Below are 12,825 nucleotides of genomic sequence, written 5' to 3'. Positions count from 1 at the left end.
TACGGTGCCGTCTCCGAGCACGATCGTCGTGCTATCGATCGAGAAGAAATCGCCACCGATCATCTGACCGTACGCCGTCGAACCATCCGGCATCACATGACTCGCCCCGGGAACAAGCCCGGAATCCGTAGTCAGATAAACAGCACCCGCATCGGTTACGAAAACCCCATTCTGCGGGCTGCCGCCATGCAGAACATCACCATTCGCCAACGCAACCGTCGACCCATCGGCCGAATAGAAATCACCGCCGATCATCTGACCGTACGCCGTCGAACCATCCGGCATCACATGACTCGCCCCGGGAACAAGCCCGGAATCCGTAGTCAGATAAACAGCACCCGCATCGGTTACGAAAACCCCATTCTGCGGGCTGCCGCCATGCAGAACATCACCATTCGCCAACGCAACCGTCGACCCATCGGCCGAATAGAAATCACCGCCGATCATCTGACCGTACGCCGTCGAACCATCCGGCATCACATGACTCGCCCCGGGAACAAGCCCGGAATCCGTAGTCAGATAAACAGCACCCGCATCGGTTACGAAAACCCCATTCTGCGGACTGCCGCCATGCAGAACATCACCATTCGCCAACGCAACCGTCGACCCATCGGCCGAATAGAAATCACCGCCGATCATCTGACCGTACGCCGTCGAACCATCCGGCATCACATGAGCCACTACGGAGACAACACCATCCGCGGTGACTAGATAAGCGTTACCAGAGTCAGTGGTGAAGACTCCCGTATTCACGTCCAAGTTACCGTGAAGCACCGAGCCGTCACCGAGCTCGATCGTCTTCTGGTCAACCGACAAGAAGACGTTGCCGGCCATCATGCCGTAGGCGGTCGTGCCGTCCGGCATGACGTGGGTCGTGCCGCCCGGAATGAAGTGACCGTCCGGGGTGGAGATTCCGTGCTCCGGTCGCCCCCCTGCAGGAACGTAGACCGTACCGTCGTCGGAGACGAACGACCCGTCCGGCTGGACCGTCCCCGGATGGCCATCGACCACCTCGGCAGGCTCCGCCGCCGGCTGGGTTTGAGAGGCTCCCGATGTCGGTGTCGTCACAACACACGCTCCACTCTTACTCTTCACCCATAGTGGCGCCCCCCACCGTACGGAGTCCGCTCCATCACGGACAGGTCCACGTCGGAGCTCCGACGGTGTCCAGGAAAAGGGACGTCGATGTCCTCGCCACGTCAAGGGGAGGATGAGAGCATACGCGCGCGGACTGTGCAGAGGTTTCCGTGGCCGCGAAGATTCTGGAGCCGAGACGGCCGCACAGAGAGCTGGTGTTGTCGATGTCCGATCAGTTGGGCTCAGTCAAGCCGATCGTTCCTAAGTACGAGACACCTGGAAAGCCCTGGGAACCGCAGGTCGACGGCTCCGACGACGTTCAGAAGGCCGCCGCCGACGACTACGCCAGCTATTACGGTGGAACACCGTTGCCCTCGGATGGATCGGGCGACTCAGATCCGCCAGAGAAAAGCGGCAATGAGCCGATTCTCAAGATGGCCTACACCACGGCACCCGATATCCGCCCGCTGCGGGATGACGGCTCGTCCGACGGTGCCTCGCCCGCGATGGAGAGCGGCCGGTTCTACATCAACCTGTCCACCCTCCGGTCGTCCGAGCAGCGCTGTCTCGATGCCACCTCGCAGTCCATCGATGGGTATGAGACGTTGAAGGACGAGGTCAACAAGGCGGTCGGCGACGACAACTTCTTCGGCCAGGATGTCGGGTTCACCCAGGGTACGGTGGAGACAGGCTCAGCGGTCTTCCAAGGGAGCTGGAGGCCGGACCCGGGCGACGACGCTGCCCAGCAGTTCGCGGACGCGACCATCCCCCAGATGAAGAACCTGCTGAACACCATCGGAAACGCGATCGAGGCGATGGGCGGGTTCACCGCGCTGATCACCGATGCGGGCCAGTCCTACGCCACGATGGACTACAAGGCCGCCTTCCCTCCCGACGGACCGTTCGGCGCCTGAGTCCCTTTCCCAGGCGCCGGCTCAACTTCTTCAACCCGGCAGGTCCTCCGGAAGCAGAGTCACCAGGTCCTCGGTCGTCGGGGCTTCGAGTTCCACGACTCGTTTGGCGTGGTTCTCCGTCATGCGTTGGAAGATCTGCCGGGCGGTGCGGCCGTTGCCGAAGCGGTCGTCGCGCACCATCGAGCCGAAGTAGGCCAGCAGCGACTCGCGGGTCCGCTCGGGCAGCTCGTACTGGTGCTCGCGCGCATTGAAGTCGACGATCTGCACGAGCTCCTCGGCGTCGTAGTCCTCGAAGAGGAGGGTGCGGGTGAACCGGGACGCCAGGCCGGGGTTGACGTCGATGAAGCGTTCCATCTCGTCCGGATAGCCGGCGACGATGACGACCACGTTGTCGCGGTGGTCCTCCATCAGCTTCACCAGGGTGGCGATCGCCTCCCGGCCGTAATCCGTACCCTGGCCTTCCGGGGTCAGCGCGTACGCCTCGTCGATGAAAAGCACGCCGCCGAGCGCACGCCGGAAGATCGCGGTGGTCTTCGGGGCGGTGTGGCCGACGTACTCACCGACCAGCGAGCCGCGGTCGGCCTCCACCAGGTGCCCTTGGGAGAGCAGGCCGACCGCGGCGAGGATGCGGCCATAGAGCCGGGCCACCGTGGTCTTACCGGTGCCGCTGTTGCCGGCGAAGACCAGGTGCCGGCTGAGCGGCGGTGAGGCGAGCCCGGCCTCGGTGCGCTGCCGGACCATCTGCATCACCTTGACCATGGTGCTGACGTCCTGCTTGACTCCGTCCAGACCGACCAGCCCCTCCAGTTCGGCCAGTACCTCGGCCAGGCTCTCGCCCTTCCTGCCTGCCGACTTCGCCGTGCCGTCAGGCCCGATGGACGCGCCGGCCGGTTCGGGCGCACCGACACCGATGGACGGAACCGGGACCCCGGCGTCAACGCGCGCGGGATCGCCGGGCTGATCCTGCGGCAACTCCCCTGCCTTCACGTTCTCGGCCCGGCACGACTCGAACACCGCGTCCGCGTCCTCGGCGCACTTGACGGCTTCGTCGGTGTCGTGGATCAGGCAGCCGCGCAGCAGCGGGGTGGCTCCGCTGCCGACGTAGACCGCGGGGAAGCCGGCGACACTGATGTCGCAGTTCTCGTACCGCCCCGCCGCGTTGTCGGCGACGAACAGACCGTTCTTCCCGGTACGGGCGATGGACACCCCACGCAGCCGGGGGGTGGCGCGTTCCTGCACCACCAGGCCGGTGCCCTTGGTGTCGGCGATGGTGCAGTCGGTCAGCCACACCGTGGCGCGTTCCCGGACGAAGACGCCTGCCGCGCCGGTCTCGGTGACGCGGCAGTCGACGACCAGCGCGGCGGTGCCGGCGGCCACGTCGAGGCCGGGCCCGGAACATCCCTTGACCTCGCAGCGGTCGATCAGCGGCCGATGCTCGGTCTTGAGGCTGATCCCGGTGCCCGCCTTGCCGATGCGGCAGCGGAGGGCCGACAGGTCGCAGCCATCGACGGCCAGCCCGGACAAGCCGGCATCCTCGATCGTGGTGTTCTCGACGGTGATCAGGGCGTCATCGGTGCCCCGCAGCCCGTGTTCCGGGGTGCCGCGCAGTTCGCAGGCGCGGACCGCCAGGCGGCTGGTGCCGCCGGCGTGAACCGCGGTGTACGCGGTGTCGCTGACCACGGTCGTACTGAGGACGAGCCGCGCCGACTCACCCGCGTACACCCCGTTGGCCGCCACCCGCTGGATGGTGCTGCGGCTGACCTCGACCCGAGCCGTGCCGCCCACCGCGATGCCGGTGTCGCCCGTGTCGGTGATCGTCGTTCCGTCCAGCCGCAGCCGGCCGTCGCCCCCGACCACGACCCCGGTCGCCCGCACCTCGCTGATCCGGCACTCCGTCAGGGAGACGGCGGCCTGCCCGGTCACGTGCACGCCGTCCTTCGCGGTACGGACGATCTGGCAGCCGTGCAGTGCCACCCCGAAGGCACCCCCCGCCGAGGCGTCCTGGTCCTCGCCTTGGTCGTCGTCCTGGTCCGGTACGGCACCGGGGGCGGCGCCGGCGTGGCCGGTGACGATCAGGCCGGCGGCGGCGCTGTCACCGATGCGGCAGTCCCGCAGAAGGGGCGCGGCGTTGGCGTCGATCGCGACCGCCGCCGCTCCGGTGTGGGTGATCTGGCAGTCCTCGGCGGTGCCCCGGGCCGACCCGCTGAACCGCAGGCCGTGCCCGCCGGTCCTGCTGATCGCCAGCTTCCGCAGCACTGGGGCGGCCCCATGGTCGACGAAGACGCCGACAGCGTCGACATCGGCGACCTCGGTGTCCTCGACCTCGGCCGCGCTGTCGCCGCCGAGGTACAGACCGACCTCCCCGGTGTGGTGCAGCCGGCACCCGCGCAGCACCGGGGTGGCGGTCCCGGTGGCCTGCACCGGCCCTCCGGTGATCTCGCAGCCCTCGATCAGCACCGTGCCGCCGCTGATCAGGACGGCCGGCTCGCCGTGGGGGCTTTCGACCACCAGGTCCCGTACGGCGCCGCCCTGCCCGTGCACAACGAGCGCCGGACCACGCCCACCTACCACCCGCACCGAGCCGGGGCCCTTCTCGGCGATGAGGGTGACGTCGCGGTCCAGCGCGACGCTCTCGATGTAGGTGCCGGGCTGGATGGAGATCAGAGCACCGGGCTCAGCGGCGCGCACGGCAGCCATGATCGTCCGGTGCGCGCCCCAGCTGCGGTGGCCGACCCGCAGTGCGCTCCTCACCGCCACGCCGCCGGTCCGGTAACACGGCGTACGGCCGTGAGGTCAGTGCTCATACGGCATTACAGGTGATCTGCACCTGCGCGGCGGCGACGTGGGCGTCCTTCGCGGCGCCGCCGTCCCTGGCCCCGGCGTCGACGAGCTTCACCGTGACGAGCCCGGTCCTGACCTTGAACGGTTTACCGACGACCCAGTGACCACGATTGGAGACCTGGGAGACCAGGTAGCCGCCGATCGAGGAGTCGGTGGAGCCGTAGCCGTAGTCGGTCTGGAAGTAGTAGTAGTACGCGGGGTCACCGCCGACAAGCCGACGGTCGGAACTGTTCGGAACGTAGGTGGCCAGCGTGCAGGAGGCGCTGGTGTACGTCTTGCTGAGGTCGAACCGCCACAGCGCGAACCGGGTGTCGTCGTAGGAACTGGGCTGTCCCGACACCGGTATGGACAGGTACTCGCCGGTGCAACTGTCGCCGCTGTAGCCGCCGCTGGACGTGGTGGACCAGCCGGTGGTCTGGTCGCTGTTGGTCCCGGTGTAGTAACCGTACGCGGCGAAGCTGCTGGTGTCGGTGGAGGCACAGCCCGGACCGGCCACGGCGGTCCAGGAGCTGCCCGTCCGCATCGTTCCCCCGCCACCGGTGCTCGGTGGCGAGGACATGGGCTTGAGGTCACTCGGCTTAGCGATCGCCCGGCCGCCGCCGAGGGCGCCGGTCAGGAGGGTACCGAGCGCCACGGCGACCACCCCCGCGAAGCCGGTCGCGAGGACCCGTACCCCGGAGTGGCCCGGTCGCCGGTCCGGGCGTACGGTCCGGTTGAAGGCAGCGGCGAATCCGCGCCAGTCCTCGTCCTCGTAGTTCATGCTCAGGCAGTGCTCCTCGTCACCGGTGCCGTGTCCGCCCGACAGCGGTCGGCCTTACGCTGACGGCCTCGTGCCCACCGCGCTGGGCACGGGGCCGGGTCGGAAGCGGTCAGTGCTTCCAGGTGGAGACGTTGGACCACTCCGCCTCGGAGTAGTTGTTCCAGTTGACGTTCATGGCGTGCGCGATCCGCCCGAGCACGCCGTCGGGGCCGAACAGGCCGTTGGCTGCGATGTCCCACTCGTTCTGCATGTCCTGGTAGTAGGTGGACGCCTGGCTCTGTTGCCAATCCTCCTGGAGCGGGACGAGCTTGCTCTTGAGCCGGGCGAGCTCGTCCGCGATTGTGGCGGCCTTGGCGTTGATGGTGGCGCCGGCATTGCTCAGCATGTCGTCGACGCGGATCTGGGTACCGTCGATCGAGGACTGGGTCATCTGCGTGCTCCGTCAGTTGAAGTTGGTGCCGGTAGGCGGGGCGGGGAGTTCCTCACCCAGGGCTCTGAGGTTGTTGATGTTCTGCTCTTCGGAGTTCACGTAGTTGACGTAGTTGCCCTGGAGGCCGTCGGCGATGTCGGTCAGTGCGTCGTGCAGCATGGTGGCGTAGATGTTGTAATCCTGCATGAGGATGTTGAACTGGTCGGCGGCGATGCCGCCCCAGGCGGCCTCCACGCTCTGGACGTACTTCTGCAGGTCGCTGAGCTGGTTGGCGATCTCATCGGCTGTGGAATTCGTGTCCGCCACGGCCTGGGCCAGGTACTCCGGGGTGACGTGGTAATGCACTCCACCGACGGTGACGTCGCCCGTGTAGTCGGAGGGAACCGTCATATCGCGCTCCAAGGATTCGTGATGAGTTGTCCGTCGGTACGCCGCCTGACTCGTAGAGCCCGCCGCCCGCCTTCTTCCGGCTCACTCCGACAGGCTGCCGCGAATAGCGGAAGGCAGAGGACAGTTTGTCGAACACGGACCGGCCGGGGAAGCGTCGATCACCATATTGGGGACAAGCCGGGACACCTTTTGGGGGACGTACCCGTCTCGGCTGGACATATCTCTGTATGCTCCGCGCAGTGCCCGAATGAGCTTGGCAACGGTCCGCCAAGGCCCGCCGGCGCCCGCTGAGGACAGTCTTTCCCTCGACCGGCACCGTAATTCCATATCGGGGTGTGCGGTACCGCTGCCGCGGCCAGGGAGAATCCCGGCCGACTGCGTGAGGAGACATACGAATGGAAGGAACGACGCCGGATCGACTGACCGGAGAAATACCCGAGGACCCGGTGCTGCACGATCCTGTCCTGCCTGGTCCGGGGCCTGCCTCCGGTGAGTCCGAGCAAGCGATGAAGCCCGATTCGGACGGGCCGTCCGGCCCTGGCGGCTCCGCCCGCGGCTCGCTGCGGCGTGGGCAGTGGGCGACTCCACCGGCCACCGACCGGCCGGACGGGAAGGCCGGCGAGGACGGAGACGTCACCCGCCCGGCCGCCCGCGCGCCGCGCCGGGTCCCCCTGGCGGCGGTGGGCCTGGCGGCGGCGGCGCTGTTGGTCGGGCTGGGCGGAGTGTTCGCCGTGGAGGTGCACGGGCACCGGAACGACACGTCCGACGGGGCGTCGCAGAACATGGCCGCGAACAGCAAGGTCGCACCGGATCATTCGGTGCAACAGCAACTGCCCTCGGCCACCCCCAGCCGGTCCGAGGCCCCGAAGAAGCAGCAGCAGCAGAAGCAGCAGCAGCAGAAGCAGCAATCCCCGACGCCCACCAAGCAGCGCACGGCACCGCACCAGACCGGACCGGCTCCGGTCGCCTTCTGGAGGATCGGCTCGGGGTCCGGCGCCCTGGGCACGGAGGAGACGAATGCCTTTCCGGCCGCCGTCTACGACGTCGCCCGCGGGTCCGGACACGGCGGCTCTGGGATCTTCAACGGCAAGGACAGCCAGCTGACCACGGCCGGCCCGGTGGTCGGCACCGGGCCGGGCCAGAGCTTCACCGTGTCGGCGTGGGTGTACCTGACCAGCACCGCCCACTTCGCCACCGCGGTCAGCCAGGACGGCGGTACATGGAGCACCTTCTACCTCCAGTACGTGAAGACCGGCAACCGGTGGGCGTTCTCCCGCAACACCCGGTCACTGTCGTCGGCCGCTCCACGACTGCGGACCTGGACCCATCTGGTCGGGGTGTACGACGCCGGCGGCGGACAGGTGACCCTTTACGTCAACGGGGTGCGGCAGAGCACCACACACGACACCTCCCCGGTCTCCTCCACCGGCGACCTGGCGATCGGCCGGGCCAAGGCCAACGGCAAGGACGCCGACTGGTTCCCGGGACAGATCAACGACGTCAAGGTCTTCAGTACGGCGCTCACCGCAGCCCAGATCCGCAAGATCTAGGTCGAAACGCCGGCGGGCATGGCCAGACAGACCCCGCGGAGTTCGCGGGGACACCGGAACGGGGTACTGGAGGCCGCAGGTCCCCCGCCGGAAGAATGACCGGGTCCGATCGAGAACCTCAAGGGACACGTCTTTCGTGGATGAGCACTGCCGGATCACCGTCGTGGGTGAGCGACGCCAGGTCGACCTCGCGGTACCCGCCAACGCGCCGATCACCAGCTACGTCAACACGCTGGCCGAGTTGTGCGCCCAGCCAGAGGCCGACGTCATGCCGGCCGCCTGGTCGCTGGCCCTGCCCACCGGCGAGCCGTACGCGCCCGAGCGCTCGCTGAACCAACTGGGCATCGTCGACGGCCAGGTGCTCTACCTGCGCGACGTGACGGCGCACGAGTTCGAAGAACCGGTGGTGTACGACGTCGCCGAGCGGGTCGCCGAGGTGTCCGAGGGACTGCTGGACCACCGCTGGAACGCCCACGCCCGGCTGGTGACCGCGACGGGGATCGGCCTGTGCTGGCTGGTCGCCGCGCTGGTCGTCCTCCAGGCACGCGGCCGGTTCGGCGTCGGTGTCCTGGCCGACCTGGCGGCGACCGCCGGCCTGATGCTGCCCGCGCTGGCCTGGGTGGCCGGCGAACGGCGGTGGCAGGTACCGCGGCGGCTGCGCGAGGCGCTCGCCCTGGCCTCGGTACCGCTGTTGGCGCTGGCCGCCAGGGCGCTGGCCGTCTCAGAATGGCCCCCCGGTTCGGAGGGGCCCGGCGGGTCACTGACCCGGGGGGGCTTCACCCTGGGTGCCCTCGCGGTCGGCGCCCTGGTCGGTGCTCTACTGGCGTACGTGGCGGCGCTCGGGGTGCTCACCTGCGCCGTGCTGGCCGCGAGCGCGGCCACCGCGGTCGCGGCCGGCGGACTGGCTCTCCTGGGGGCGAACGGCACCCAGACGGCCGCGGTCGCGGCCGTGATCGCGTTCGTACTGCTGACGTTCTCCGCGCAGACGACCAGCGGCCTGGTCGCCTACGCCTACCGACGGACCGGCGAGCGGCGGCTGCCCGGCGAAGGCGACCGCGACGAGGACCTGGTCGCGCAGGCCGTAAGCAGCGCGACCCTGCTGCTGGTGATGTGGACCTGCGGCCTGGCCGCCGTGCTGGCCACTTCGCTGGTGGCTCTGGCCGCCTCCGGGTCCTCATACGGTGCGTGGCTGGACGTCTGTCTCGGGGTGGCACTGATACTGCGCGTCGGTGAGGCGCGGCTGGTCGCCGAGGCGGTGCCGATCGCCGTGGCCGGAGCCGCCGCGCTGTGCATGCTGCTCGTCCTCGGAGCCGGCGCGCTCGGCTGGTCGGGATGGACCGCACCGGCCTGCGCCGGCCTGGTCGCCGTCGCGCTGCTGGCGTACGGCCTCCGGAACCTGGTGCGCCGTCCGGAACCGCCATCCCGGGCGCGCCCCGGGTGGCTGATCAGCACCGCATCGGTGCTCGGCGGCGCCGGCATCGCCTTCGCGGTGGCCACCTTCGGGGTGTTCGACTGGTTCCTCACCTTTGGCCGGGGCCTGTGACGCTGACCGGTGCCCACCGAACAGAGACGGGCACCGGATTCACCTGGTGGAGGGCGTCACTCGGACCGTCAGGGACCGGAAGGGTCCCAAGCCGCGCGGGTTTCTCCGTCCTCCAGGAACAGTCCGAGTTCGAACGCCTTACGCGTCAGGTCGGCCTTGTTGCCCACCCCGAGCTTGCTTCTGATCCGCTTGACGTAGGTGCTGACGGTGGCCTCGGTCAGCGCCATCCGCCGGGCGATCTGCCGGTGGGTCAGACCAGCGGCCAGCCAGCGCAACGTCTCCACTTCGCGACGGGCGAGCGCGGGCGGTTCGGCGGCCGGGGACAGCCGCAACTCGGTGTGGAGCCGCCCGGCGAGCTCCGGGGCGATATGGAGCCCGCCCCGGGCAACGGTGGCGATCGCACCGAGCAACTCGTCGTCGCCGGCCTCCCGGGTGACGCAGCCGTGGGCGCCGGCCCTCAGCACGGCGGTCACCGATTGCCGCCATCTGAACTCGGCGACGACCAGAACCCGGCCGAGCGTGGCGAGTTTACCGACCACCTCGTCCAGGGTCCCCTCGGTCTCCGGAGAGGGGCCCAAGAGGATGACGTCCGGGCGCGGGCCCGCAGGGTCCAGTTCGGCAGGTTCGGCCACCACCACGACCGGGCGGGCGGACGGGCTGCCGGCCAGCAGGCTCTCCAGCCCCCGGCGGACCAAGCCATGATGCTCGACAACCGCAACTCTTGGCAGATGAGTCATCGGAGCCCCGCGACTCTCGGCACTCTGCACAGAATTACTCGATGAAATGAAAGATATTGAACCGACATCATCGATCACCGTGTTTTGCTTTTCTTATTTGATCGAGCCGCCAACGCGAACCGATTAGCCTGGCGAAGCGGATTGGCTCGGACCGGCTGTAGGCCTACGACCGCCGCTGCGGGTGGCGCTCGTCGCTGGGGCCGTCGGAGTCGATGCGGCTCAAGGTGATTACACTCGGTGGTATCAACCGTACAACACTGATGCCACTGAGTGCAATCAGGGTAGGCTCAGGCCGTGGCCAGATGGGAACCCGACGCATATGGACGCCTCCGCAACGCGGCGTTGGCGCTGTTCGCCGAGCAGGGCTTCGAGAAGACGACGGTCGCCCAGATCGCCGAGCGAGCGGGCCTGAACAGGCGGACCTTCTTCCATCACTTCGCCGACAAACGCGAGGTGGTCTTCGCCGGCCAAGGAGACTCCGGAGAGGTCATAGTCGCCGAGATCCGTGCCCAGCCGGAGAACGTCGATCCCCTGCACGCCGCCACGGCCGGCCTCAGTTTCGCCGCCGACACGATCTACGAGCAGTACCGCAAGGATGCGGCCAAGCTGGACCACATCGTCGCCGCGAGTCCCGAGCTCCAAGAGCGGGAACTGGTCAAACGAGCCACCCTCGCAGACAAGATCGCAACCGCGCTCCGCGACCGCGGAACAGCCGAGCCGGCCGCCACCATCGCGGCCTGGACGGCGGTCGCGGTGTTCTTCGCCGCACGGAACCGCTGGAGCCAGGGCTCGGATCGACGCTCACTGGCCGAACTCATCGAGGCGACTCTCGAAGAGTTCATCAGCGCGACCGCTGATCCGTCGCCGTCTACATAAGCGCCACCCCCGCCGGGCAGGATGGCCACCCAGCGGATGGCCGACGCCGCTGATCACCGCATCGCAGTGGACGACATCACCTGGGTGATCGAGCAATTCGCCCACGCAGGAATTCCACAGCCCGAAGTCGAATCGGGCAAACGATGCTGAATCGGTTCAGCCATACGCAGAGTATCGCCCCGTAGCGCCCCGTCCACGAGGGTGAGGATCGCCAAATCCCGCAAGGATCTTGCCATGTTTCGTAGTGGACGCTGATCCGGTCCGCGGACAGGGGTTCTGTCCCGTCACGCGCCGACCTCCGCCTCGGCCCGGCCGGTCTGGTTCGAGTGCCGGGCGGCCGGACGTGACTCCGCGAACGCACCGAAGCCGAGCAGCAGGGACGCCGCCAGGAACGAGACGGCCCCCGCGACGATCACCCCGATGAGGACTCCGATCCACTCTCCCCGGGGGGTCTCCGCGACGAAGGCGAAGATGCTCCCGGGCGCGGGGGTCGCGATCAGCCCGACGCCGGTGACCATGAAGATGGTGATCCCGGCCGCGCCGCCGGCGATGGTGGCGAGGATCAAGCGCGGCTTCATCAGCACGTACGGGAAGTAGATCTCGTGTATGCCGCCGAGGAACTGAATGGCCATCGCCGCAGGCACGCTCGGCCGCAGCGACCGGGGGCCGAACAGCAGGTAGGCCAGCAGCACCCCGAAGCCGGGCCCGGGGTTGGACTCCAGCATGAACAGGATCGACGTGCCGTGCCGGGCCGCCTCCGCGACACCGAGCGGCCCGAGCACGCCGTGGTTGACGGCGTTGTTGAGGAACAGCACCTTCGCCGGCTCGATCAGCACGGACGCGAGCGGCAGCAGGTGGTGATGGATCAGCCATTCGACGCCGTTGCCCGCGGCGGTGGTGGCGTGACGGACGACCGGCCCCACTCCCCAGATCCCGAGAATCGCTCCCGCCGCGCCGACGATGCCGGCGGTGAAGTTGTCCACGAGCATCTCGAAGCCCGGCCGGGTCACCCGGCCGGCGAACTCGTCGACCTGCTTGACCACGAAGGCCGCGAGCGGGCCCATGACCATGGCCCCCAGGAACATGGGGACGCCCGAACCGACGACCACACCGACGGTCGCGACCGCCCCGACCACGGCGCCGCGCTGGCCGTGCACCATCCGGCCGCCCGTGTACCCGATGAGAACCGGCAGCACGATGTTGATGATCGGGTCGACCAGCAGAGCGAACTGCTTGTCCGGCAGCCAGCCGGTCGGGATGAACAGTGCGGTGATCAGGCCCCAGGCGATGAAGGCGCCGATGTTCGGCATCACCATCGCGGCGAGGAAGCCGCCCACCCGCTGAACTCGAACCTTGAAACCGCCACCCGCCGTTTCGGGGGTGTCTGCCCTGACCATCCGGGCCTCCTGAAGAAGTCTGATCGGGTGAGCAGTAGATGGCACCGTCGCGCCCGATATCCCTCACCCGAACGGGTAAATCTCCCTAGCCGGCGCAGGAAGGCCGGCGACCCAAGCGCCGACCGCAATCGTATCCAGTAACGGCCTGAACATAATGGGAAAGCCTCAATCCTGCCCTGTGGGAATCCATACGCTACGGCTCGCCGTCCCCTTTCGGGGACGTTTCGTCGCCACCTAGGTCGGCCAGCCAATCGGCCAGCTGGGCTCAACGACCGAGGGCCCGGCGGAACAGATGATTCAACCCCGGCCC

General features: G+C 68.2%; 11 protein-coding genes. 4 read left to right on the top strand and 7 right to left on the bottom strand.

The window, feature by feature from the left end:
* Positions 1 to 1,068, bottom strand: a 1,068-nt coding sequence (locus NDW01_RS41710; RefSeq protein WP_252830150.1) for a hypothetical protein, incomplete at its 3' end; no start/stop codon positions are given.
* 179 nt (positions 1,069 to 1,247) lie between these two features.
* On the opposite strand from NDW01_RS41710, the gene NDW01_RS41705 reads away from it, so the two are divergent.
* Positions 1,248 to 1,991 (top strand): hypothetical protein, encoded by a 744-nt coding sequence (locus NDW01_RS41705; protein ID WP_252830148.1) that lies wholly within the window; start codon positions 1,248 to 1,250, stop codon positions 1,989 to 1,991.
* A gap of 30 nt (positions 1,992 to 2,021) precedes the next feature.
* On the opposite strand, the gene NDW01_RS41700 is transcribed toward NDW01_RS41705, so the two are convergent.
* The 4 genes from NDW01_RS41700 to NDW01_RS41685 form a co-directional block, all read right to left on the bottom strand.
* On the bottom strand, positions 2,022 to 4,679 hold the full coding sequence (locus NDW01_RS41700) for a right-handed parallel beta-helix repeat-containing protein (RefSeq protein WP_252830146.1): 2,658 nt from the start codon (positions 4,677 to 4,679) through the stop codon (positions 2,022 to 2,024).
* A gap of 112 nt (positions 4,680 to 4,791) precedes the next feature.
* Positions 4,792 to 5,592, bottom strand: coding sequence for a hypothetical protein (locus NDW01_RS41695; RefSeq protein ID WP_252830144.1), 801 nt, complete (start codon positions 5,590 to 5,592; stop codon positions 4,792 to 4,794).
* A 109-nt stretch (positions 5,593 to 5,701) separates the two neighbouring features.
* Positions 5,702 to 6,022: a WXG100 family type VII secretion target gene (locus tag NDW01_RS41690; RefSeq protein ID WP_252830142.1), complete on the bottom strand. Its 321-nt coding sequence runs from the start codon at positions 6,020 to 6,022 to the stop codon at positions 5,702 to 5,704.
* Positions 6,023 to 6,034: 12 nt separating this feature from the next.
* Entirely contained in the window at positions 6,035 to 6,412 is a 378-nt protein-coding gene (locus tag NDW01_RS41685; RefSeq protein WP_252830140.1) for a WXG100 family type VII secretion target, read from the bottom strand.
* A 506-nt stretch (positions 6,413 to 6,918) separates the two neighbouring features.
* Here NDW01_RS41685 and NDW01_RS41680 point away from each other — a divergent pair.
* Positions 6,919 to 7,962 (top strand): LamG domain-containing protein, encoded by a 1,044-nt coding sequence (locus NDW01_RS41680; protein ID WP_252830138.1) that lies wholly within the window; start codon positions 6,919 to 6,921, stop codon positions 7,960 to 7,962.
* Positions 7,963 to 8,098: 136 nt separating this feature from the next.
* Positions 8,099 to 9,505, top strand: coding sequence for an EsaB/YukD family protein (locus NDW01_RS41675; RefSeq protein ID WP_252830137.1), 1,407 nt, complete (start codon positions 8,099 to 8,101; stop codon positions 9,503 to 9,505).
* Between the two features lie 68 nt (positions 9,506 to 9,573).
* Here the strand turns inward: NDW01_RS41675 and NDW01_RS41670 are convergent, their stop codons facing one another.
* The gene (locus NDW01_RS41670; RefSeq protein WP_252830135.1) at positions 9,574 to 10,200 is read right to left on the bottom strand and encodes a response regulator transcription factor; all 627 of its coding nucleotides are present in this window, start codon (positions 10,198 to 10,200) and stop codon (positions 9,574 to 9,576) included.
* 336 nt (positions 10,201 to 10,536) lie between these two features.
* Between NDW01_RS41670 and NDW01_RS41665 the strand changes: the two genes are divergently transcribed.
* The gene (locus NDW01_RS41665; RefSeq protein WP_252830133.1) at positions 10,537 to 11,118 is read left to right on the top strand and encodes a TetR/AcrR family transcriptional regulator; all 582 of its coding nucleotides are present in this window, start codon (positions 10,537 to 10,539) and stop codon (positions 11,116 to 11,118) included.
* A gap of 284 nt (positions 11,119 to 11,402) precedes the next feature.
* Here the strand turns inward: NDW01_RS41665 and NDW01_RS41660 are convergent, their stop codons facing one another.
* A complete protein-coding gene (locus NDW01_RS41660) occupies positions 11,403 to 12,515 on the bottom strand; it encodes a PTS mannitol transporter subunit IICB (protein ID WP_252830131.1) in 1,113 nt (370 codons plus the stop codon).
* Positions 12,516 to 12,825: the final 310 nt, after the last annotated feature.

Origin of the sequence: Actinoallomurus soli (assembly GCF_024055715.1) — a bacterium.
In the GTDB taxonomy this organism is placed as follows: Bacteria; Actinomycetota; Actinomycetes; order Streptosporangiales; family Streptosporangiaceae; genus Actinoallomurus; species Actinoallomurus soli.
The sequence above is the reverse complement of the archived record's forward strand: the minus strand, read 5'-3'. Positions and strand labels throughout refer to the sequence as shown.